This window comes from Streptomyces sp. NPDC005141, from assembly GCF_053599975.1.
In genome coordinates this window covers 1-21,374 of the sequence record NZ_JBSFYW010000063.1, presented here as the reverse complement: position 1 = coordinate 21,374, position 21,374 = coordinate 1, and the positions used below count along the sequence as shown (strand labels likewise).

Sequence of the window (21,374 nt, the reverse complement as noted above, 5' to 3'; positions counted from 1 at the left end):
GTCACAGGCCCACGTACTCGATGCCCTCGTGGACCAGGTGCAGCTCCTCCATCGCGACCTCACCGCCGCCCTTGGCCGCGAGCGTCGGTCCGACCCACTTCTTCGGCTGAGCGTTACGCAGTTGCAGCGCGAGTACCTTGGTGCGAGCCTCGTCGAGCACGGTGATGGTCACCCTGCGCGGTGCGTAGACGCCATCGCGTACCTCCTTGAACCAGGCGAACACTTCCGTCGAGCCGATCAGACCGCGCTTGAGCGTCACCTCGTCGGTCTTGTTGGTGTTGGGAATCTTCCGGGCTACGTTGTCCAGGTCGTCCCCGTCTCGGTAGTCGGAGAAGTTGATCTCATTGCCCAGTCCGGATACGTCGGAGAATCCGGCTGTGATCGGGTCCCCGCCGGTCGGCGGTGGGTCGAACTCGACCTGGAAGTTGAACGATCCGTAGGGGTTGCTGCGCGTGGCCACCGCGGGCTCCTCTCAGCTCGGCGCCGGTCAGGACCGGGCGTCCGCTGTCCACTGTCCGATGCGGAAGATGACGAATTCGGCCGGCCGGACCGGGGCGACGCCGATCTGACAGATCAACCGACCGTTGTCGAGGTCGTTGTTGGTCATCGTGGTGCGGTCGCAGCGAACGAAGTACGCCTGTGCCCGGGTCGCGCCGAGCAGCGCGCCGTTGCGCCACTGGAGGTCCATGAAGTCTTCGACGGTACGGACGACTTTTTGCCAGAGGTCGGGACCATTGGGCTCGAACACCGCCCACTGGGTGGCCTTGTCGATCGAGTGCTCGAGAAAAATGAAGAAGCGCCGTACGTTGACGTACTTCCACTCCGGATCGCTACTCAGGGTGCGCGCTCCCCAGACCCGGTTGCCGCGCCCGGGAAAGAATCGCAACGCGTTGATCCCTTCCGGGTTGAGCACCTGCTGACGGCCGGTGTTGATGTTGGCCTCGAATCGAGTCAGGCCGTACACCACCTCGTTCGCGGGCGCCTTGTGGACGCCGCGTGTGAGGTCGGAGCGGGCGTAGACGCCGGCGACGAAGCCGCAGGGCGGGAGCAGGAGCTTGCTCGGCGGAGCGCCCTGTTCTGGGCTCTCGTTCGGGTCGAGGGTTTCGATCCAGGGGTGGTACAGCGCGGCGTAAGAGGAGTCGAACTGGCCGCGGAATTGACGGATGTCGTTGATGGACGCGTTGGGAGGGCCGTCAACGACAGCGATCCGGTAGGCGCCGGGTTTCGCGGCATGCGCGATCAGATATTGGACCGCCATTCCGCCGTCATCCCCCAGGTCGGCGGCATCGGGCAGTGCGACGATCGCGATGTCGTCGATCTCGCCCAGTGCCTCCAGGCCGGTGGCCTTGATGGCTGCATCATCCAGGTTGGCCTCCTCGCCCTTCAGCTGGACGGCACTCGGCAGCTGGCCGTCCTCGCCTCCGGTCAGCGTGAAACTGCCCCGGACCATCTTGTCGGTCTCATTGATGCCATTGGTGAGTGCGACAGCCAGCGGGATCGCTTGGGCGTCGTCCGCGTCGAGCCAGACGACGGCGGTCTCGTCCTCGGGGTCATGCTGATCGAGAATCTTGCCGATCCACCGCCGGTGGTCGGGGTGACAGCCGAGGCCGGTCACCAAGTCGGTCCGGTCCGGGTCGACCAGTACGGTGACCTCGAGTTCGATCAGGACCAACTGATCCGTGGCGGACAGCGGATCCGGGTCGCCGTTGGCTCGGCGGAAGGTCTGACGGCCGATGGTGTCGACTTCGACGGTCCGCAGCCTGTCGGCTTCCAGCAAAATCTTCCGGTCCGGCAGATCGGTGCCCGCCGGCACGACTTCGACGAGGGCTCCGTTGCGGGCTCGGTTGGCGCGCAGAGCTGCAGGATCCCCGGCCAGGGCAGGCATCGCGACATTGCGGCTGCGCACGGGGCGCACCTCAACCCTGACGCTGCCCATCGTCCCAGGCCAGCGGGCCTGCCACGAGACTGTCGCCGTGGTGCCATCGGAGTTGTGGACGACAACATCGCTCTTGGCCACACCGGGCTTACCGGTTGGAGGGACATAGACCCGGGAGACGTAGAGCCGCTGGCCACCGTTGAGGAAGAAGGCTCGGGCGGCGTGTGCCAGGTAGGGCGTCCGTTCGGCATTCAGCAGCTCCAGCTTGCCGTAGAGCCGTTCGAACTCGCCGAAGCTGGTGACCAGGCGGGGCTCCGTCGACGACGGGCCTCCTGGGTAGGACACCGGTCCGTATCGGGTCATCCCGGCGAAGCCGGTCGTGCTCGTCGGCACCCCTTCAATGGACTTCGAACGGAAGCTGACCTCTTCGACGAAGACGCCGGGTGCGAGGTACTCGGGCATGGCTCCTCATGGGGGGTTCAGGGGAGAGTGAACGGGCTCTGGGGGCTCACCAGGCGGCCGAGCTGCAAGGGCACGGTCACCGTGAAGTGCACCGAATGAGCAGCGGGCACGGTGGCACCGCCCGAGACGTCGTCCGCTATGCCGACCCGAGGCAGCGTCTCAAGCAGCAGGTCGGCCAAGGGGTCCTCCCTGGTGCCGACCGGGCCGCCCAGCGGTGGCGCGGGCCGGGCGGCCAGATCCAGCAGGACCTCGAACGTGAATGCGCTGGGATTCGCATACGTGGGCGGGACTCCCAGGACGAGCAGGAACTCGCCGCGGTCATCCCCGTGCGCACGGCCGAGCACCCCATCCTGCTCCAGCGGCTGCGCAGCTGGGTGCCGTGCGGTGACCCGCACCCAGGGCACCGGTACACCCGCCGAGTCGACCACACGTCCGCGGATCCCGGTGGCGTTGGCCTGTGGGCCGTAGGCAGTGCCGGGGAACACGTCGATCCGCCGGGCGCGCGACGCGGGCCGCACCCCTGGTGCCTCCTCGGCGAGTACGTCGGCGAGCGGAGCGAACGGCACCTCCAGCCGACGCGGCACATAGCGGCGCGCGGTGTCATACACGCGCATCCGCACTGGCGGTGCGGTGCGGTCGCCGAACATCAGCCGGAACCGGCCGGGGCGCCGCCCTCGGTGCAGTCGCGGCAAGCCGATGCCAGGGTTGTAAAGCATCGCGGCCGCTGCCTCCAGGCTTGTAGGCGCTGGCACCTCGTAAGGCCGCGGCACCTCCTCGAGCGCGACCTCGACGTCCGCGGGCTCAGCACGCAGCGCGTCGACGATCTGGACGCCGAGGGCAAGCCGGTGCGTCAGCACGACCGGTACCGCGGCGAGGAAGGGGCTGGCACGGCAGGCATCGGGCCGGTCACTGGCACACTCCGGCGACCACTGTGAGCGTCTCCGGGGACGGAGATGCCGCCTGTCCCGCGACAACCACCACCCGGGCCAGGTAAGGGATGGAAAGCCGGAAGTCCACGGACAGAGCTTCGAAGGTGCGCATGAGGTCGTCAGTGGACAGGTCTTCCAGCACCAGCTGCACCCCTTCGTCCGGCTCCCACCCCCCGGAGTGGTCAAGCAGCGGGCCCGAGAGGACGGGGATGGTCTCCAGCACCTGCAGGGCCCTGCCCAGGATGAGCTGTTCGTGTTCGGCGTTGTCCGCCCACGCCGTGAAGAGGTAATGCAGGTCCAGCGGCAGATAGGAACAACCGTCCTCCGAACCGCGCGCCGACCAGCTGGCTCGCATGCTCTTGTCGAAGTCGACGCGGTAGAGCAACAAGGAGAGTGCAGGAAACTGGATCGTCGAGCTCTGCGCCACATCCAGGTCGTCGGTGCGGATGAGGACAGCCTTCGTCAATGCCCGGTCGATCGGCTGCTTGCTCGCAAAAGCCAAATTGAGCAGGCGCTCAAGACTCTTACTCACCGCGCTGACACCGCTGAAACCCGCCATGTGCCCATGCTGAACCGGCGGCGTCCCGTGAATGTCCACACTGTTGTGCCCGCATGCGTAGCAATCACCGTAGCGCAGCCGTTTACACACCCGTCACGGACGGTGACGGTGCACTGCCCGTCCACGAAGAGTGTGCTGGTCAAACCACACAAAGCACATGTCGCTCCGGCTGAACACCCCGCCTGCACAGCACGACTCAGCCACGCGAGTGAAATTAGCGAACAGGAGCCCGCCGACCGTCACCGACCGTCACCGAGCGCGAGATCAATAGAGCGATACTGCGCAGCGTCCGCAAATGATCTCCCGCGCCGCTATGGCGCGTCCCAACCTTGTGGGGATGCATGCCTGAGAGCCACCACCGCAGCGGAGACGTTTCAAACACGTCAGGCGTTCACCTTCGCCTGGTGTCGAACTTTGAACTCACCCATCACGGCAGACCGATTCGTCTGCCAGTCGGAGCTCAACGATTGCTGGCGTTTCTCGCCCTGTGCGAGAGGCCGCAACACCGCAGCGTGGTTGCTGCCCGGCTGTGGGCCGATCTGTCCGACGCCAGATCATGTGCTGCGCTGCGCACGGCACTCTGGCAGACACGGCGCGGTGCGTCGTGTCTGATCGCTGGCGAGGACTCACATCTGCATCTGTGTCCTTCGGTGAACGTGGATGTTCACGAGTCCGTCAACTGGACACGCCTGCTGGATCTCGGCGATCACCCTGTGGAGCGCTTCCCCGATTCCCTGAGCCACGACCTACTGCTGGATTGGCCAGATGAGTGGGTGGTGATCGAACGGGAGAGGTTTCGGCAGATCCGTCTGCACGCACTCGAGGCGCTGTGCCGAAGACTGAGCGAGGCCCGAGATCATCGGTCCGCGATCGAGGCGGGGTTGAGCGCCGTGGCCGCCGACCCTCTACGCGAGACCGCTCAGCGCGTTTTGATCGAGGCTCACATCGCAGAGGGAAACGTCTCCGAGGCCGTGCGGCAGTACCGGGCCTACTCACGACTGCTGAGTGTTGAGCTCGGTGTCGAGCCCACTGCTGTACTGACGTCGCTAGTGCCGGTGGCCGCCGCGCGGGGACACCACCATGACCGGGCTGAATCGGGTCAGGGGGCGCAGGTTCAAGCCCCGCGCCCCGACGAACGTTTTCGCAAGTCGAAGAGCCATTTGCTCAGTAGGTTTTGAAGGCTGGCCGCGACGTGCGTACGGCTCGGTGGTCTGATGTGTGGGGCCGACGGAACGGCTCGGCTGTACTACTGCCGGGACTACGGTGATCCGCTGTCGGAGGCGAGTTTCCCAAGGACAGCCAGTTCTGGGGGCAGCCGGCGGTCGGGCGACGATCCCAGCGACCAAGACTGCACTGCAAACCGGTCATGGACGGTGTCGCCGTCCCACAGCCGCCGCCGAGGCAGGCCTGGACGCGATCGCCCTGGCCATGGAGGCTCTGGCAGGTACGTCCACCGCGCAACTGCTCCCCATCCCTGGGTTGTTCGATGACGCCCACGTGATCTACGTGCCAACGCCTCAGGGACGGACCCGCCCTCGTCTTCCCCTACCGTGGCCCTCATGACCGTGAAGATCACCGAGTTGACCGACGGGCACGTCAGCAGTCTGCACGCCCTCCTCATGGCCGAGGAGATGGGATATCACGCGCAGAGCTTGCTCGATCAGCCGCGTCGCTACGAGAAGCTCTACGTTGCCGTGCTCGATGAGCAGGTCGTGGGCTTCCTGGAGGGCACGCTCATCGACATGGAGGTATTCGCCTCCGGGGAATTGCCTCCGCCTCGGGCACGCATCATGAACCTGCTGGTCTCCTCCCAGCATCGGCGCAACAAGATCGGCAGCGCGCTGGTGCAACGGTTCGTTGTCGACGCCCAGGCCGCGTTGCGGGGCAGCCTGGTGCTGTTTCCCGAGCGGCACGAGGCCGAGGGCCGCACGGCCTTCTTCACCGCCTGCGGCCTGCACCCCGTCGAGACCACCGAACTCCTTGGTGCACCACTGGAAACCATCCGCATCGCTCTCGCCTGAGCCACCGCGCTGCCAGGCACGGCAGATCAGACGTTCCCGGCGGACGGCCAGGCGCTTGGACTGGTGGAGCAGGGCGAAGGTCTGCTCGACGACGGAGCGGAGTTTGCCCAGGCCTTTGCTGTCAGGGCGCCCCGAGGTGTGTCTCCGGACCCTGTTGCCAGGCTCAGGCGACCAACGCTCGAACCGAACTCCACGACGCGCTCGCCTCGTTGGCCTTCAGCCCCATCTGCCGGAGGTGCCTCAAAAGCTCTTGGCGAGCTGCCGGCGAAATGCCCGGCAGGCGGCGTTCCTGACCTGCTGATGCAAGGCCCGGAGTGCCCGCGGCTCCTCCTTGCCGGACGGCTGTCGGCGAGCCCCCGCTCTAGCCGACGTCGGCCGCCGTACGTCGGTCCGGGCGCAGTTCAAAGGACCCTCGGTGTCTTTCCGTGCAGGCTGGCCGCGGCTTCCATGCCTCTGCGAACCCCGGCCCGCCAGATGGCTCCTGTGGTCGTGACCCTGGCGGCCAGACGGTCGTAGATCTCGAGGGCGTGCTCCCAGTCGGTAGGGCCCCATCGCCGTTTCGGCAGCGCCGTCCGATGGCGGTCCTGCCAGTCCTGCAGTTCCCAGATCGCTGCTGCTGACGTATGCCAGCACGCTGCCCGTACCTGGCCTTCCAGGCAAGCCGGCAGTCGGAAGGTGAGCTTCTCGGGGTAGCCGCCTTCTTTCGAGCCCGGCCAGCGTCCTGTGGCGCGGGCTCTCGGTGGGTAGTCCGGCCACTGCCGGTCCCACCCCCGTTCCGCCAGTTCCTGCCGGACGCCGTAGGCCACCAAAGCATCAAGTGTGTCGAGCAGTTCGCCTTCGCGCCGCATGACGGCAAGCCGCTGCCGCCAGGAGGTTCGCACGCTGGCGGCGAGTCGGCGGTTGAGCCGCTCGGTGCTCCACGCGGAATCTGCAGCGACAACGGTCCGCCGCGCCTGTTCCTGATTCAACAGTTCCCGCAGGTTGACTCGTGTTCCGTATGCCAGTCGAGCAGTTACTGGAACTGTCCCTTCTTCTTTCACGGCGCTCATCATGCACGACGTAGCTTGCAAGCTTTTCGGCGTCAAAGAAGCTGATTTGCCGATGAGTTTTCGAGTTGCAGACGTAACTGCGCCTACGCACTCTGGATTTCAGTCGGGAAATCCGACCAGGCACTCCGGGGGCGCAACGCGAAAGGGAGAACAAATGACGTCGAATCCGCAGGTGACCCAAAGCTCGTTCGAGGTGCACAATTCCCATGCGGCCGCGGCAGAGTGGCGCCGTCTCGCCGGGTACGAGGCCGGCCTGGACGCCCTCATAAGCGCTCTGCCGGCCCGGCTCCGCCTGGCCCAGAACGCGCCGCTGCCCGAGGGGGATGCCGTCGGCTTCACCTCCACGACCACGCTGGACTCCCCGCTCCCCATGCCTGAGGGCATCACCACGCGGGAGCAGGTGACTTCCGTGAAGAGCAGCTTCTTCACCAGGACCTTCACGGGTACGGGTGGAGAGCAACTGGCTGCTTGCGCGACCGTCCTCGAGGCTCCCGGAACAACCTTCAAGACGGTGGACGCATTCGTCCTCGAAGCCCGCAACGGCGACCTCCTCGACGCGGTGGAACTCGTTCCCACCTCGGCAAACGTGCTTGAGGAGCGCGACGGCTGGTGGGACGCACTGACCGGCTGCCTCGGCCGCGACTGCGGCGGAGTGTGTCTCAGCGCCGCGCTCTCCTGCCCAAAGGTGAACTGGGCCGCCTTCCTCATCTGTCTCGCCGGCAGGTGTGGAGTGTGCGTGGTGAAATGCGCCGCCTGCGCCACATGTGACTGCAGTTGGTGGTGCAAGTGGGCAGCCGGGTGCTGCGACAACTGACCGGAAGGAAGTCGCAGGTGAACACAGTGCAGTGGGTAGTGGTACCCGTCGAACCACCCTCGGGAAGAAACGAATCCCCTACGGTGAAATACGAGATCGGAAACTCGGTCGTCGTATACGGAACCGGATCCGCGTATGTGGGAACTGCCGAAGAAGACGTCGTCACGGAACTGCTCGGTCACCCGGACGTGCGACTGCTGAGTGCAGACGACCTGCAGAGAATCGATCCTCTTCCTGGGCTCCCGTTGACATGGGAAAGCCTGGAACGGCAAATTCCAGGCCATAATAGCCAAAACCACCTCCACCGACAGGTGGTCGGACTGGGTGACCTGATTTCAGCTATCACCCGGCGTGCCCGAATCCCGGAATGCGGGAGCTGCGCGCGAAGGCGCAAGGGACTGAACCGGATCACTGTGTGGGGTTGGTGGCGAAACCGTCCGGTACCAGCCTGACCGACAGGCGGGCTCTCGACGGTTCCAGGCACGGCGAGAGTTCCCGGCCGCGACGACCGTCGCCGGCGGCCCGATGCCTGACCCACAGATACCGCAGCCCAAAACCGGCGGCCGCGTCACTCCCCCGGGAATGGCGCGGCGCTGGCAGGTCCGGATCGCCAGGAGCTTGTCGTGGCCCGGGCGCGGGGCTGTACCCGCTGTACGGGGGGCTTGAGCAGGCCGTCCCAGCCCGGCAGGTCGGTCGGCAGCCTTCCTCAATCAGGCGACAGCAGGAGCCCAAAGCGACCGTCTCGCCCTCACCGGTGAGGGCCTTGGCAGGGCAGGGCAGAATACTCGCTCCCTGGCTTTCACCCCGCCGCGTGGAGAACAGCGTTGACAGCCGCGGTCAGTCGCGCAAGCGGCGGAGATTTCGGTGGCGCCGTTTCGGCAGCAAGTGTGCGGCGCACCTCCGCGTACAGACATCGGTCGGCCAGATGCGCGTGCTCCCGTTCCCACCCTTCGGCGGAGCGGTGAGTGGGATCGAGACGCAGCATCGAGGCCAGGAATCGAAACCTGAGAGGTTGATCGTCATGGTCGCGGCAGGTGTCCAGGCCGCGCACATATGCGGCCATGGCGTACCGAGGCATCTGCAGTGCTTCCAGCAGGACACCGAGCTGTCTCAGCTGACGCATGAGCGTGGGAGCATCGGCAGGGCGCGGCCGCGTCTGGGAGAGGATGGCAAGGAGACCTGTTGCCATGCCCATCGCCTGCTGCCTTCGGCTCAGCATGACCAACCCGGTCAACTGGTGGACTCGAAAGGCTGACTCGCCGTAGAACGACGACGGCCGTTCATCGGCAGCCCGCGCCACGGCTTGCTCCACTTGGCCGCTGCGCAGGAGTGCCAACACTTCGCCCTCCGAGATGAACACGTGTGTCCGTTCGGGGCAAACCTCACGTAGATGGGCACCGATTCCCAGCACACTCGCCGGATCGCTCGCCATCAGATGAGCCTTCATCGACTCGATGACGTAGACGTTCCACAGGACGCCGGGAAGCAGTGGTTCGGCCTCCACCATGGCCGGCCATGCCTCAGCGGGTAGGGAGCACGGGCCCAGATCGGCCTTCCTTCGCACGCGGTAGTCCTCTGCGAGACGGAAGTGAGGCACGGCGCCGCGCGCGTCGCCGCGCAGAGCTCGGAGTCTGCCGATATTGACCCAGGGCTGTACGGCGAGGTTGAGGAGCGCAGGATCTTCATTGGTCTTCGAGTGGTGAGCCACCCAGTTGAGTTGCGACTCACACATGCGGGACGCCGCTTCCAGGCCGCCCGCGGATGCCACCACGAAGCTGGCCTGGTTCATGCAGACGGATGTGTCGTGCAGCGCCTTGTCACCCGTCGGAGAGAGTGTCGACCGCGCAGTTTCCAGTTCGCGCGCCAAATCGGTGGCCCAATCGTCCAGGGCCGGCCGTAGCAGACGTTCCTGATCGACCAGGTAATCTCTGGACACCAAGCGGGCCGCTGTGGCCGGGGAGGAATCCATTGCGCTCTACCCGGCAGGGTGGTGGGAAGGGAGCCCGATTTGGAGCAGAGGAGGCTCTCCCAGGGTAAAGCCGTCGGCTGGGCATCCAAGTGAATCCCAGTCGCCGTTCTCCCATCCCCTCAGCCACGGCCGTAGGCGTTCATTGTCGATCAGGAGCGAGCCATCCGGCGCCAGACGGCCGAGGTTGTTGGCAGGATCGTTCAATGAGACCGTGCATTTACCGACCGTTCCGTTTGCGCGAATCACAAAAGCGTTGGGTTTGGCTGCGTAGCAGACATATGGACTGGTCTGCTCGCCCTCGTCCGCTCCGGTGATCATGCGCAGTCGAGACAGGTTTCGAACCCGGTCGTCGGCGTCCAGCACGTCAATGGCGGCATCGTTGGCGCCGCCTAGGTGTTCGACGGGCTTGAGTTGCACGGAGAAACGGTCGTCCGTGAGGAACGTGTCACGAATCCGAACGAGGAACTCCGGCATGGCGGCAAGGTTTTCGGGTGTGAGGTGGATCCGCAGGACGACATTGACAGGTGCTTCGCCGTCACGGATGGCCAGGAGGTTCCCCCATAGACGATCGAATGTCCCCCGGCCGTCCCCGCGGACTCGCGACCGATCATGCAAGTGCTGCGGACCGTCCAGTGAGATCTGAAAGGACCGAATGCCCAGTAACAGCAGTCGGTCCACCATCCGGGCGTCAAGCAGGTAGCCATTGGTTGTCATGTCCCCGATGTACCGGGTTGCAGTTCCTCGGGTCGCGGCCACGGCATGGCCGGAGATCTCCTCGATGACGCTCACAGCAAGCAGTGGTTCACCGCCGAACCAGGAGACCTGCAGGACCTTGAGGTCATTGAGGCGTCTGTCGAGCAGTCGCTTGACGCCCTGGACCACATCAGGGCCCATGCGTCCGACAGAGAAGTCCTCGTAGCAGTAGGTGCACCGAAAGTTGCACTGCTCCGTGGGGAGAATGATCAGCCTGAGGCTGTCGTCACGAAAGGACCTCACGCATTCATCATCGAATGCGGACCGCATGTCCTTTTCTGGATCGCCCCCACTCGCAGCAGTCACTTCTTCTTTCCGCATCCGGTATTGGTGGTGCAGAAAAGGTTGAAATCGGCCAGCTCATCCGGATCTTCGGCAGCCATATCCTTGATCGCTTCAGCGATCCTGGCGTTGTTGAGTGTGACCCGGCCTTCGGCGTCGACTTCGATGTCAGAGGGCTTGAGGCTGCTCAGGATCTTCGCGGCACGCTCGGACATGTTTCACTCCTCGATAGAGCTGATGAACTTTGCAGCCAGCATATGCACAACTCGAATGGAACGGCCGCATTGCCACGTGCATGCCGGCCCCTGCGGCAGCGCGGCGTAGGGCGTCGCCGTCTGTCCTGGATCGACTCCACTCCCAGCGATCACTTCGCCTTTCCGCATTTGGTATTGGTGGTGCAGCCGATGTTGAAATCGGCCAGCTCATCCGGATCTTCGGCAGCCATATCCTTGATCGCTTCAGCGATCCTGGCGTTGTTGAGTGTGACCCGGCCTTCGGCGTCGACTTCGATGTCAGAGGGCTTGAGGCTGCTCAGTATCTTCGCGGCACGCTCGTCCATGTTTCACTCCTCGATAGATGCTGATGGACTTTGCAGCCAGCATATGCAGAACTCGGACGGAGCGGCCGCACGGAATAGCCCATTCAGGTGCCCCCCCTTTGCGGCGCGCTGTCGACGCGTTCGCCCTGGCAGTCGAGACCTTGGCTTCTTTCGCCGTTACGGCGAATCGGCGAGCGTACGGCTTGCCACAAGTTCCCCCGAGGCGAATCCGTCCATTCGAACCGACCCCCCGCTCGCGGGGTGCGGCACTGTGATGTCGGTCTGGCCGTCGACGGGGTCGATCGACATGCGGGGGCGACCGTCGACGAAGACGTCCAGCCGGTCCACATGACTCACCGCCACCTTGAGGTGGAGGGTGCCGTTGCCCCGTGAGGCGTCGAGGACGGTGATGCTGTGCGTCAGCCGGGCGCTGAGCAGTTCACCGGCCCGGGCCAGGAGGTCTGCGTTGTGTTCGAGGAGATCCCTGCGGGTCATGCGATGTAGCACGTCGGGGAGGACACCCAGATCCTCCAACGGAGTACCGGACTGGTTCCCGACCCTCAGCGTTCGGCGCATTGCCACGCGCATGCCGGCCCCCTGCGGCAGCGCGGCGTAGGGCGTCGCCGCCTCTTCCGCCAGGAGTGAGCTGAGTACGCTGTGGGTCCAGACATTGGCTCCGCCGGCACCGGTGTTCTCGTCGGCTCCGAGAACCGTGCCGATCCGGTGGTCCTGGAATCCTGCGGCGAAGATGTCGGTCGCGGAGTAGCAACGCGCGTTGGTGATGAGGACCACCGGCCCGAAGTACTGCTGGCCGATGGCGTTGGCGCTGTCCTCGGGGGTGAGCGGGATGGCCCTGGAGAAGGTCGCCCCGGTCTCGACTGCCTGTTCCATCGAGGGCACCCAGGCGGCGAGTTTGGGGTGGCGCCGACACAGACGCAGGTTGAGTGCGGTGTTGAGGAACTCGACTGGCTCCGGCACGATCCGGCGAGGGGTCAGCGCCTGGAGCGCGAGTTCCGAGGCGCGGACGTGCCCGCCGCCGTTGTCACGGACGTCGAGGATGAGCCCGTTTTGGGGCACCAGGCCAAGAAGCTGGACGAATTCCTGAAGGAAGCCCTCGGGATCGTCCACGTTGAAGGTGAAGATGCGGATGTGCCCGAAGATCCCGGACGGAGTTTGGATCGTGCGCACTCTGAAGACTGTTGGCATGCTGGTCGCGATCTCGGTCGCTTCCGCCTTGGAGCGCTCCCCTTCCATGGCAGCCCTTTCCTGCCGAACAACATGAGGGACGAACAGCATGATCTTGGCCCGGCCGGTCTCGTCCGTGTCGAGGTCCAGTCCCTGGCTGAGTGCGGTGGCACTGACCGTTTCAGCGTCGACGAAGGGCGGCAGATTTTCCGCGACTCGCCAGCTCTCACGCAACTCCCGGTCGATCCCGTCGACGTCCCTGTAGTTGACAACCACCCATTCCTCGAACGGCGGAAGGTGCATCACCAGCGGACGTACGGTGAGTGACTGCACACCCCGGCTGCGGCGCGCGGCCGGGTTGCCACCGGCGAAGCGCGCGGCATTGAGGTCGACGGCCCGACTGATTGGAATTCCGCTCCAATGGGTGACCTCTACGCCAGGCTTGAAGCCGGGCACGGAGAAATCCTGGACGATGTGCGTCACAAGGAAATGGGAGCCCTGCTCGTCGCCGCACTCCTCGACCAAGAAGGGAAGAAATGCGATCTTTCCGGCGAAGGGCTCAGGAAGCAGGTAGTTGGTGTGCAGGTCTCTGACGGAATGGAAGATCTCCGACAGTTCAGCGTGAAAGACCCACTCCGGGGTCATACTCTCAGAGGTCTGCCGCTCCAGCCGTCGACGCATCACGCGCAGACGCTGAACTGGGTTCACGGCATACATCGCCATCTTTAATGGCAGGTGCACATAGTTCTGCTCGAAGAGGACGAGGGCCTGGTCCACGAGAAGCATGCGTTCGTCCAGGCTGAGGCCGCCCGCTTCCCTCAGAAACATCTCAAGGTTCGTCGCACCTGAGAGATGCTCTCGGACCGCTTCATCGGCGTTCGCGATGAAGGCGGGGACGGTATCCGAATAGGAAAGCTCCATGCTGCCTCCTTGTGATGCCCGTGATGGCCGTCGGGGCACTACGACCTTCTCCCGGTGTTCGGCCACAAGCTCCCGCGGACACGTCATCGCAGCGGCGGTTCGCTCAAACGCCGGTACGCCGTTCAGAGAACACAGGCAAAGGGCCCGCCGTCGGAACAGCTGCCCGCGAGGGTCGATGCATCGGCCCTTGCGTCCTTGAGTCGGGGCGCTAACGTGAGGATCGCTGGATGGCTACGAAGCCACATCGGGATGCATCGACCATCGAAAGCAACCATTCCTGGCTCATCTGATGCTGTCGGCCACTTCCTGGCCTTCGCCGTATCGCCTGCACTCTGATCTGCCCGCGACTGCGATGTTCATACGACGAACTCTGACACGGTTTCGCCGAAGAAGTTGGTCACGTCAGGCGGTCTCCGGCGCGACTCAGGGCAACGCCACGCGGCTTGGCGACCGGGATCTTGTCGGTCACCGCCCCGCGCTCCACATCGATCACCGACACCGTGTTGTAGGGGAAATGTGCGGCGTAAAGCGCGGAGCCGTCCGCACTCAGCGCCACTCCGTACGGCCCGAGGTCAACGGCTATCTTTCCGACCACGGCGGGGCCGCTCAGGTCGACGACAGCTATGGACTTGTCGAAATAGCAGCTCGCGTAGAGACGTGATTCGTCGCTGTTGACTGCCACACCGACGGGGAACTCCACGCCTGTAATCGTCGCGTGCTCCGACTTGGCGAACGCGTCCGTGACCAGAATGGTGTCCTCCAACCCCAGAGCAAGATAGACATGCCCTTTCGATCCCACGTAGACGCCATAGGGTGCGCGTCCGAATCCGCTGACAACGCCGGACCGGGACGTTCTCGAGTAATCGATCAGTTGCGCCATCCAAGCGATGGAAGTCCTCTTAGAAACGGCGCGGCTCCGACTCAGAACGGGCGGACGCCACATAGTCAAGACTGAAGGATCCAAAACTGTTTCGCCACTGGAGTCAAGGAGCCTGTACCGGAAATCGCATGCCCCTGTTTTGACGATCACTCAAGCGACTTTGATGTCAGCCGACTTGACCACTGACCTGCAGGGAACCCTTATCGGGCCGGGATTGAACTGTACGTAAGCGCTGTTCATCGCGACCCGTTGTTGTCCACTCAGGGATTCCTGTCCGACGGGCCGGCCTTCACATGAAGATGATCGGCCGCCCGCCGTCGGCGGTCCTGCCGACAGCCGGCGCTCGCAGCCGGGTGCTTCGGCCAACCAGCCGTCGGGAGAGTCGTCGGTGAGCCGGGCGAGGGTGGTGTCGTAATAACCGGCTGCTGCCTGCCGGTTGGTCCAGGCGTGAAATGTAGTCCGCCCAGGTAGATGGCCAGGCTGGCGTCCCGGTGCCGCTCCGCCCCCTCATCGAAGTGGCCTGTGCCGCCCCAGAGGACGACAGCAGCGTGCCAGCGGGCCTCCAACACCCGTAACGCTGTCACGGGAGTTCGGCGAACTGGCCAGGCACGCGGCGGTAAGCGTTGCCACTGACAACTCGTCCGATCGAGAGCTTGGCCTGTCGAGGAGGCCGCCTCACCGAAACCGACGCCTTCGGCCACACAGAAAGGCGGGTCCGCCACCACGGGGGAAGTGACGGACTCACCTGCGTCCACGTGCCCTATCCGTCCCCCGGCGCGAGGAAGCTCAGGGGGCATCCGGCTCCGCCGATGTCGTGGGCGAGCCCGGCCCGACCTTTACACGGCGACCATCCGCCGGACGCACGATCCCCGGGTGCCGGTCAGCTCGGCTGCGCACCGGCCGGGAGCGCGAGGCCGGCAGGCGCGCTGGGCCATACGTGCTCGGGCGAGGGAGAAGCGGAAACCTGCAAGGGCAGCATCACCCGCTCAAGGTCCCTGCCGATCCGCTCGGCCTCACCGCGCACCTGCGCCGGCACATCACCGCGCTCCGCGACGAGCTGTCTGTAGATCGGGGCTTCCTGGAACACGAACGACGCGTCCTTCCTGTCGGCGCCTCGCGTCGGACACGGAGGCAGCCGCCGAGTGTACGGGGCCGTGCGGCACGCCTCCAGTTCAGCACCGGCCGTCGGCTGTCCCGGAGCGCGGTGGAAAGGGTCGGCAGGCATGGCGGTCGCGCTCGTGGTCGGCGGCCGTTACGGGCTGAGTTCCGGGTCGGTGGATGGCGCTCTGCCCTCTCCGCTCGCGGCACGGCTGGGTGCTCACTTCCTGCGGCAACAGCATGCCGACGCGAGCATCAGCCACCGTGACCGTCACGGCCCCACCGGCTCCGGCGCAGTCGACGGCACCCTCTTCACCGGCCACGGACACTGCGACTGAACCGAGCGAGCGACAGCACCCTCGAGTTGACCGGCACGGCGACGTACGGGAACGGCGCCCATGTGTCGCTTTCCGCGTTCTCGCGCGCTGTGTCCAGCGGCACGGCGTCACCACACAGCACGCCGTCCGTGCGTTTCAGCATCACTGTGGCCAACGGCGGTAGCCAGATCATGGACGCGAGCCTGCTGTCCGTGCAGTGCCAGTACGGATCGGCGGGCAGGGAAGGCCACGAGATCTTCGACAGTGCAGCAGGTCTCGACGGGACACCCTCGACGCACGTTCGCGCCGGTCGCTCCATCACTGCCGAATTCGGCTGCGAACTGCCGAGGAACGAGAGCTACATCCAGATCGAGGTCAGGCCGTCCTTCGAGTCAGGGACCGCGATCTTCGCTGGTGACATCAAGCAGTCGATGCGTCCCGCTGGACTGTCCTTCCCTGCCGCCCGCCTGGGCACCCTGTCGTGACCAAGGCCGGTCATCCCGGTGAGTGCGGCCTTCACCGGCTCGACGTACGTCGTCGCCCCGGCGGCCGTCGCGCTCGCGCAACCCGCCGGGTGGGGTACGGCAGCCCCCGCGGCCCCCTCTCGTCCGGCTATCGGCTCGGGAGTGATCGGGGCAGCCCGAACCATGGGAGCACGCTGTTGTCGAATCGGGTCATGGCGCAGATCCGGTCACCGGTGAGCATGAGGACGTACAGGCCGACCCCGTGGCTGATGCCGTTGGGGGTGCGCAGGTAGGCCCCGAACGCCGGCTGGCCGTTGGCACGCGACGGGACGAGGTCGAACCTGCGGCCGGCGTCGAACAGGCCGGCGCAGAAGCGGGCCACGACGTCCCGGCCCTGGTATTCGAAAGGCATCGGCGGCATCGACATGAAGACGTCGTCGGTCAGGAGAGCCACCAGCGCATCGAGGTCGGCGGACTCCCACGCATGGACGAACCTCGCCACGATCGCGTCCTCGGCGGGTGAGCCGGCGGCGGGAGGCGGCTGGTGACCGGCGGCCGGCGGCCGGTGGCGCTGCAGGCCGGCGCGTGCTCGTTTGAGGGCGCTGTTGACCGATGCGACGGTCGAGTCCAGCATGCCGGCCACTTCGCTCGCCTTGAACCCCAGGACATCGCGCAGGACGAGGACGGCGAGCTGGCGGGGCGGCAGGACCTGCAGGGCGGTCACGAAGGCCAGAGAGAGGGATTCCGTCTGCTCGTAGCGGGCCTCCGGGCCGAGCGGCACCTCCACCGCGCCCTCCAGGAGGGCACCGGGAAACGGCTGCAGCCATACGATCTCGCCGAGCCGGGTCGGCTCGGGCGGTTCGACCCCTGGCACATCCCACTCCTTGGCCGGGCGCCGGCCGGCCGCGCGGCGCGCGTCGAGACACCGATGGGTCGCGATCCGGTAGAGCCAGGTGCGCAGCGAGGCACGTCCCTGGAACCCGCCGAGGCTTTGCCAGGCGGACAGCAGCGTGTTCTGGAGGGCGTCCTCGGCGTCCTCCAGGGATCCGAGCATGCGATAGCAGTGCACCTGCAGCTCTCGAAGGTACGGCTCGGTCAGCTCCCGGAACGCATCGCCGTCCCCGGCCCGCGCCCTTTCGACCAGATCGGCTGCCGCCATCCTCACCGTCACCTTCTTCCCGCGCCGTGTCGCACTTCCATCCTGTACAGGCGCCGGCAGGGAGGAGAACTGGGCGATCTGCCGGCGCCCAGTTTCCCGGCGCCGCGGCGCCTGTACCTGCGTAGCCGACGAACAACGCCGGCGCGAAGGAGGATCGTCATGGGAAAGATCGTGATGAGCGGGCCGCAGAACGTCTCGCTCGATGGAGTGGTCCAGGACCCGGACGGTGCGGAGGGCTTCGAGCTGGGCGGCTGGTTCACCCGGTTCGGGGGCGAGGATCTCGCTGAGTGGAACAAGGTCGCGCTCGAGGAGGCGCTGCGCGCCGAGGCGTGGCTGCTGGGGCGCAGAAGCTATGAGTTCTTCGGGGTCCGGTGGCGGCCCCGGAGCGGCGAGCTTGCGGACCGGTTGAACAGCATGCCCAAGTACGTCGTCTCCTCCACCCTCGAAGAACCCGACTGGAACAACTCGACAGTCCTGACGGGCGACGCGGTGAGCGAGGTCTCGAAGCTGAAGCAGGAGCTGGAGGGAGAGATCGTCATCCCTGCCAGCTATCGGCTCGGCCGTACGCTGATCGAGCACGACCTCGTCGACGAGGTGCGGCTGGCCGTCTTCCCCGTCGTGCTCGGGTCCGGCGAACGGTTCTTCGGCGAGGCGGGCGGCAAGAAGCCCATGCGCCTGGTCGAAGCCAGGACCATCGGGGACGGTCTGGCCTTCCTCACCTATACGTTCGTCCACAACGCCTAGCGGCCAGGCGGCCGAGAGATCACCAAGAGCCTCGTGGCCGCCGTCATCGCCCAAGCCGCCAAGGAGCCGAGGAGCCAACGGCCAGGCTTAAGGTCTGCCGGGAAGGCACTCCTGCCTCCCGGGAGCCCGGTCAGCCAACGGTGAAGTCAACCACCTTGGTGTCCAAGGTGGTTGAGCCGTCCTCGGCCGTGGCGAGAACGGCGCCGTGCCAGGCGCCGCGCGGAGACGAAACGGCGTCGGCAGTGGTCATCGCAGCCGTGTACACGCCTCACACGGTGCGGGCGCGGCTCCAGTGCAAAGGAGCCCGGCGGCATGGCGTGCAGGGGATCCCACGCCGCCGGCGGTCGACTCGCGCGCCGGCTGTACTGCCCGGCGGGGGCCGGCGCCCCGCCGTCTGGGCGCCGCACCGACCGCCGGAGTGTGCACAGCACACAGGGGTCGCCTCGTTTTCGAACCGGACCCTGGTACTCCGGGCGGTGGTGCGGCGGTTTTCGGCGGCGCGCTATTTGTGTGCCGAGGCCTGCTCCTGGAGGAGGGCGGTGATCTGGTTGACGTCGTTGAAGATGCTGAGGAAGCTGTCGAGGTTCGCGGTGGCGGCGCCGTTGACGCCGACGAAGAAGGTCAGCAGGCGGCCGTCGTCGGTCTGCAGGTAGCCGGCTTCGTTCTGGGCGGTGGCCGCGATCTGCTGGTTCAGCTGGTCGTCACCGAGAATGGTGCCGGGCTTGGCGAAGACCTTGCCCTTGGCCGGGCAGTTCGTGGTGCAGGAGATCCCGTTCGAGCCGTCGACGCCGAGGATCGGGAGCAGCTTCCGGAAGGCCTTGGCGTCGGGGGTGTGCAGCCAGTAGGTGAGGAGCTCGACGAGGCCGCTCGGGGTGACCCGCTCGGGCGGTGTGCCGCCGCGCCCGTCGGAGAGCTGGAACTGGGTGGGGTCGACGTGCGCGACGTGGGTGAGGAAATCGTGCTCGATCGGGAACGCGTCGAAGCAGTTCTTGCTGCCTCGTGCGACGGCCATGTTGCACAGGGCCAGGTTGGCGCCGAGGTTGTGGCTGACCTTGAGGATCAGCTTGGCGTACTGGCTGTAGGGCGGGGAGACGTACGCGGCGACGCGGTCGTCGTTGCGGTAGGAAGCCGGCAGCTGGCTCTGGGGGTTGGCGCCGGTGGGCGGCGCGGTGACGGTGACGCCGGCGCGGGCGAGGGCCTCGATCAGCGCGGTGCGGCCGAAGGCGTTCGGGTCCTGGATGTTGGAGACCCGCAGCAGTGGCTGCGAACCGGCCGCGATGGTGCCGGAGAGGTGGATCTGGGTGCCGTCGGGCGAGGTGGCCACGTTGACGGAGGTGGTCCCACCGCTGGAGACCGTCCGGACGGTGGAGGTGACGTGGTACGGCGCGACCTGCGGACGCCACGACAGCTTCGCCGGCTGCCCGGGCCTGGTCGGGGTCGTCAGGAGGTCGATCAGGTTGTCGTTGAGGATGAGCGGGGTGGGCTGCGGGTTCAGCGCCGGGAGGTTGAAGATGCGGGGATCGATGATGACGTTGCCGTCGACCCTGGTGATGCCGGAGTCGCGGATCTGCCGGGCGATCTGGTTGATGCCGGCGAGCGGGTTCTCAGGGGTGAGGGTCGAGCCGGGGAGTTCGGCCTCGGTGTGGTCGATGTCGGTGTAGTCCACCGAGCCGTCGGGCTTGGTGCGCCCGCCCATGGTCAGGTCGCCCTGGGCGACCAGCGCCAGGTTCCCGTGCAACGTCGACCCGGAGCGGGTGCCGGTCGCCATCACGGGAGTGGTGAAGCGGTGGTTGGGGCCGAGGGTGTGCCAGGCAGTCGAGATGGTGACCAGCTTGACCGTCGAACCGGGGACGAAGAACTGGTTCGCGAACCGGGAGTGGATCACCCGGCCGCTCTCCGGGTCCGTCTCCAGCACGGCCCACTGCGCGTGCTTGTATTCGGGCTTGTGCATGATCGCCTCGATGGCGGGCCCGAGGTCGTCGTCGTGCGCAGCCGCCGGGGGGCCGGCGGCTGCCGCCCCCGCCCACGAGTGTCGCACCAGCAGCGGACCAGGTCCGCAGCCGGCCACAGATCATCGGTCTCATGCATTCCGCCGTTTCTGGAGTCGAAGGAGCCGAGTCGAAGAAACCCGCATCGCACGGGGCCGACTCGCACGGGCCCTACTCGCCGGGGCGCTCCTGGCGGCATCGTAAGAACACGAACCGCGCACGTTCCGCTGCTCGGCGCCGTGCCGACAGCGCGTGGGACAACTTCATCCGGTCGGTCGATCGCCGAGGCCGGGGGCGCCGGGAGTCCGTACGAAGTGAGCCACGTGTGCGACAGACCCAAGGGTGTTGCGCAAGGCTGCGGGTGGGCCTGGCCCTGTGTGATTGCCGCCGGGCTCGCCTTCGAACGGCTGACCTGCCGCGGCTCCCACGGGTCCGGGCCGCGGGTCCTCTGATCTGCCCGCCTCTTGTCGTTGATCGACGGTAGGACTCGGTGCCGGTCTCGACGATGGTGCCGTTAAAGAACAAGACGGCTCTTCCACGGGCACTGGCTCACGCGGGTCGCCTACAGACCCTCCGGCCGCTTTGAACAGGGGGGAAGATCAGCATGGGACTGCTCAGCGAACCGCTGCTGTTGCGGCGGCGCCGGCCACGGTCGGGAAACGCTTCGGCGAGGCGCGCCTCCAGGATCTGGAGGGCTCCCACGTGGAGATCCTCTTCATCTTCGACCAGTTCCCGGAATACGACGACTACCGCGAACCCCGCCCGTAGCGCGGCCGCTCCGACCTCCCGCCCGTCGGTGTCCTCGCCGGCCGCGGCCCCCGCAGACCCAACCGCATCGGGGTGACGTGCTGTGCCATCGAATCCGTCCACGGCCGCGAACTGACGGTGCTGGGCCTCGACGCGGCCTCCGGCACCCCGGTCATCGACCTGCAGCCGACAATCTTGTGGACCATGGCCGTTGGCGGCCGGCTGATCCTCCACGCGCGGCAGTGCCGTAGCTGTCCGGGGTATGAGTCGAGCGAGTAACCCCCGCTCCTGATTGGTGAGTTGATGGCGGCGTATCACCCCACCATGATCCACAACTCGATGATCCTTGAAAAATGGACCCTGGCACCCGCACCTTGAACGCGGCGGGGATGGCAGGTCCTCAACCGGCCGACGGGTGCGCGGAACGGGCCGGTGGTGTCATTCACCGGCCCGCAGTCTTTGACAGAGGCGTGCACTTCGGACGTCCGTTGTGCGGTTCAGCGGGATCTAGCGAGGAACTCCGGGCCTTCAGGCCCGGGAGGAATCGTTTTTCAAGGTAGGGGTGACCTGCACCGGAGGACGGGTCTGCACTGTTGGACTCAGTCGGGACGTTTCTGGT

The 21,374-nt window shown here is 66.0% G+C and carries 21 protein-coding genes; 7 read left to right on the top strand and 14 right to left on the bottom strand.

Annotated elements, in window-relative coordinates; all coding sequences use genetic code 11:
- Nucleotide 1: 1 nt before the first annotated feature.
- From ACWD68_RS34185 to ACWD68_RS34170, 4 genes are read right to left on the bottom strand one after another with little or no spacing between them, the layout of a single operon-like run.
- Nucleotides 2-460 (bottom strand): phage tail protein, encoded by a 459-nt coding sequence (locus tag ACWD68_RS34185; RefSeq protein ID WP_451810340.1) that lies wholly within the window; start codon nucleotides 458-460, stop codon nucleotides 2-4.
- 27 nt (nucleotides 461-487) lie between these two features.
- Entirely contained in the window at nucleotides 488-2,338 is a 1,851-nt protein-coding gene (locus ACWD68_RS34180; protein ID WP_451810339.1) for a phage tail sheath family protein, read from the bottom strand.
- A gap of 17 nt (nucleotides 2,339-2,355) precedes the next feature.
- A complete protein-coding gene (locus tag ACWD68_RS34175; RefSeq protein WP_451810338.1) occupies nucleotides 2,356-3,195 on the bottom strand; it encodes a hypothetical protein in 840 nt (279 codons plus the stop codon).
- Nucleotides 3,196-3,244: 49 nt separating this feature from the next.
- Nucleotides 3,245-3,826 (bottom strand): DUF4255 domain-containing protein, encoded by a 582-nt coding sequence (locus ACWD68_RS34170; RefSeq protein ID WP_451810337.1) that lies wholly within the window; start codon nucleotides 3,824-3,826, stop codon nucleotides 3,245-3,247.
- 404 nt (nucleotides 3,827-4,230) lie between these two features.
- Between ACWD68_RS34170 and ACWD68_RS34165 the strand changes: the two genes are divergently transcribed.
- Nucleotides 4,231-5,004, top strand: a complete 774-nt coding sequence (locus tag ACWD68_RS34165) for an AfsR/SARP family transcriptional regulator (RefSeq protein WP_451810336.1) — start codon at nucleotides 4,231-4,233, stop codon at nucleotides 5,002-5,004.
- Nucleotides 5,005-5,385: 381 nt separating this feature from the next.
- A complete protein-coding gene (locus ACWD68_RS34160; RefSeq protein WP_451810335.1) occupies nucleotides 5,386-5,847 on the top strand; it encodes a GNAT family N-acetyltransferase in 462 nt (153 codons plus the stop codon).
- A gap of 401 nt (nucleotides 5,848-6,248) precedes the next feature.
- Here the strand turns inward: ACWD68_RS34160 and ACWD68_RS34155 are convergent, their stop codons facing one another.
- Nucleotides 6,249-6,887, bottom strand: coding sequence for a hypothetical protein (locus ACWD68_RS34155; protein WP_451810334.1), 639 nt, complete (start codon nucleotides 6,885-6,887; stop codon nucleotides 6,249-6,251).
- Nucleotides 6,888-7,050: 163 nt separating this feature from the next.
- Between ACWD68_RS34155 and ACWD68_RS34150 the strand changes: the two genes are divergently transcribed.
- Nucleotides 7,051-7,710, top strand: coding sequence for a hypothetical protein (locus tag ACWD68_RS34150; RefSeq protein WP_451810333.1), 660 nt, complete (start codon nucleotides 7,051-7,053; stop codon nucleotides 7,708-7,710).
- 799 nt (nucleotides 7,711-8,509) lie between these two features.
- On the opposite strand, the gene ACWD68_RS34145 is transcribed toward ACWD68_RS34150, so the two are convergent.
- From ACWD68_RS34145 to ACWD68_RS34115, 7 genes are all read right to left on the bottom strand, one after another.
- Nucleotides 8,510-9,679, bottom strand: coding sequence for a hypothetical protein (locus tag ACWD68_RS34145; protein ID WP_451810332.1), 1,170 nt, complete (start codon nucleotides 9,677-9,679; stop codon nucleotides 8,510-8,512).
- 6 nt (nucleotides 9,680-9,685) lie between these two features.
- Nucleotides 9,686-10,753 (bottom strand): radical SAM protein, encoded by a 1,068-nt coding sequence (locus tag ACWD68_RS34140; protein ID WP_451810331.1) that lies wholly within the window; start codon nucleotides 10,751-10,753, stop codon nucleotides 9,686-9,688.
- A complete protein-coding gene (locus ACWD68_RS34135) occupies nucleotides 10,735-10,929 on the bottom strand; it encodes a hypothetical protein (protein ID WP_451810330.1) in 195 nt (64 codons plus the stop codon). Before ACWD68_RS34135 ends, ACWD68_RS34140 begins: the two co-directional genes overlap by 19 nt.
- Before the next feature lie 149 nt (nucleotides 10,930-11,078).
- On the bottom strand, nucleotides 11,079-11,273 hold the full coding sequence (locus ACWD68_RS34130; RefSeq protein ID WP_451810329.1) for a hypothetical protein: 195 nt from the start codon (nucleotides 11,271-11,273) through the stop codon (nucleotides 11,079-11,081).
- Nucleotides 11,274-11,429: 156 nt separating this feature from the next.
- Nucleotides 11,430-13,358, bottom strand: coding sequence for a S41 family peptidase (locus tag ACWD68_RS34125; RefSeq protein WP_451810328.1), 1,929 nt, complete (start codon nucleotides 13,356-13,358; stop codon nucleotides 11,430-11,432).
- 397 nt (nucleotides 13,359-13,755) lie between these two features.
- Nucleotides 13,756-14,238 (bottom strand): YncE family protein, encoded by a 483-nt coding sequence (locus ACWD68_RS34120; protein WP_451810327.1) that lies wholly within the window; start codon nucleotides 14,236-14,238, stop codon nucleotides 13,756-13,758.
- 880 nt (nucleotides 14,239-15,118) lie between these two features.
- Nucleotides 15,119-15,325, bottom strand: a complete 207-nt coding sequence (locus ACWD68_RS34115) for a hypothetical protein (RefSeq protein ID WP_451810326.1) — start codon at nucleotides 15,323-15,325, stop codon at nucleotides 15,119-15,121.
- Between the two features lie 136 nt (nucleotides 15,326-15,461).
- On the opposite strand from ACWD68_RS34115, the gene ACWD68_RS34110 reads away from it, so the two are divergent.
- Both ACWD68_RS34110 and ACWD68_RS34105 read left to right on the top strand, forming a co-directional pair.
- Nucleotides 15,462-15,674, top strand: coding sequence for a hypothetical protein (locus ACWD68_RS34110; RefSeq protein WP_451810325.1), 213 nt, complete (start codon nucleotides 15,462-15,464; stop codon nucleotides 15,672-15,674).
- 128 nt (nucleotides 15,675-15,802) lie between these two features.
- Nucleotides 15,803-16,138, top strand: a complete 336-nt coding sequence (locus ACWD68_RS34105) for a hypothetical protein (protein ID WP_451810324.1) — start codon at nucleotides 15,803-15,805, stop codon at nucleotides 16,136-16,138.
- 127 nt (nucleotides 16,139-16,265) lie between these two features.
- On the opposite strand, the gene ACWD68_RS34100 is transcribed toward ACWD68_RS34105, so the two are convergent.
- Nucleotides 16,266-17,276, bottom strand: coding sequence for a sigma-70 family RNA polymerase sigma factor (locus ACWD68_RS34100; RefSeq protein ID WP_451810323.1), 1,011 nt, complete (start codon nucleotides 17,274-17,276; stop codon nucleotides 16,266-16,268).
- A 159-nt stretch (nucleotides 17,277-17,435) separates the two neighbouring features.
- Between ACWD68_RS34100 and ACWD68_RS34095 the strand changes: the two genes are divergently transcribed.
- Nucleotides 17,436-18,020 carry a dihydrofolate reductase family protein gene (locus ACWD68_RS34095; RefSeq protein ID WP_451810322.1) on the top strand — a complete coding sequence of 195 codons (585 nt, stop codon included), beginning with the start codon at nucleotides 17,436-17,438 and terminating at the stop codon, nucleotides 18,018-18,020.
- Between the two features lie 502 nt (nucleotides 18,021-18,522).
- On the opposite strand, the gene dacB is transcribed toward ACWD68_RS34095, so the two are convergent.
- On the bottom strand, nucleotides 18,523-20,058 hold the full coding sequence (gene dacB, locus ACWD68_RS34090) for a D-alanyl-D-alanine carboxypeptidase/D-alanyl-D-alanine endopeptidase (RefSeq protein WP_451810321.1): 1,536 nt from the start codon (nucleotides 20,056-20,058) through the stop codon (nucleotides 18,523-18,525).
- A gap of 790 nt (nucleotides 20,059-20,848) precedes the next feature.
- Between dacB and ACWD68_RS34085 the strand changes: the two genes are divergently transcribed.
- Nucleotides 20,849-21,034 (top strand): hypothetical protein, encoded by a 186-nt coding sequence (locus ACWD68_RS34085; RefSeq protein ID WP_451810320.1) that lies wholly within the window; start codon nucleotides 20,849-20,851, stop codon nucleotides 21,032-21,034.
- The last annotated feature ends 340 nt before the right edge of the window (nucleotides 21,035-21,374 follow it).

Bases quoted from the DNA above. Each gene is read 5' to 3' on its own strand.
- ACWD68_RS34180 (WP_451810339.1), bottom strand. From the start codon at position 2,338: ATGCCCGAGTACCTCGCACCCGGCGTCTTCGTCGAAGAGGTCAGCTTC.
- ACWD68_RS34170 (WP_451810337.1), bottom strand. From the start codon at position 3,826: ATGGCGGGTTTCAGCGGTGTCAGCGCGGTGAGTAAGAGTCTTGAGCGC.
- ACWD68_RS34160 (WP_451810335.1), top strand. From the start codon at position 5,386: ATGACCGTGAAGATCACCGAGTTGACCGACGGGCACGTCAGCAGTCTG.
- ACWD68_RS34150 (WP_451810333.1), top strand. From the start codon at position 7,051: ATGACGTCGAATCCGCAGGTGACCCAAAGCTCGTTCGAGGTGCACAAT.
- ACWD68_RS34145 (WP_451810332.1), bottom strand. From the start codon at position 9,679: ATGGATTCCTCCCCGGCCACAGCGGCCCGCTTGGTGTCCAGAGATTAC.
- ACWD68_RS34140 (WP_451810331.1), bottom strand. From the start codon at position 10,753: ATGCGGAAAGAAGAAGTGACTGCTGCGAGTGGGGGCGATCCAGAAAAG.
- ACWD68_RS34135 (WP_451810330.1), bottom strand. From the start codon at position 10,929: ATGTCCGAGCGTGCCGCGAAGATCCTGAGCAGCCTCAAGCCCTCTGAC.
- ACWD68_RS34130 (WP_451810329.1), bottom strand. From the start codon at position 11,273: ATGGACGAGCGTGCCGCGAAGATACTGAGCAGCCTCAAGCCCTCTGAC.
- ACWD68_RS34125 (WP_451810328.1), bottom strand. From the start codon at position 13,358: ATGGAGCTTTCCTATTCGGATACCGTCCCCGCCTTCATCGCGAACGCC.
- ACWD68_RS34120 (WP_451810327.1), bottom strand. From the start codon at position 14,238: ATGGCGCAACTGATCGATTACTCGAGAACGTCCCGGTCCGGCGTTGTC.
- ACWD68_RS34110 (WP_451810325.1), top strand. From the start codon at position 15,462: ATGGCGGTCGCGCTCGTGGTCGGCGGCCGTTACGGGCTGAGTTCCGGG.
- ACWD68_RS34100 (WP_451810323.1), bottom strand. From the start codon at position 17,276: ATGGCGGCAGCCGATCTGGTCGAAAGGGCGCGGGCCGGGGACGGCGAT.
- ACWD68_RS34095 (WP_451810322.1), top strand. From the start codon at position 17,436: ATGGGAAAGATCGTGATGAGCGGGCCGCAGAACGTCTCGCTCGATGGA.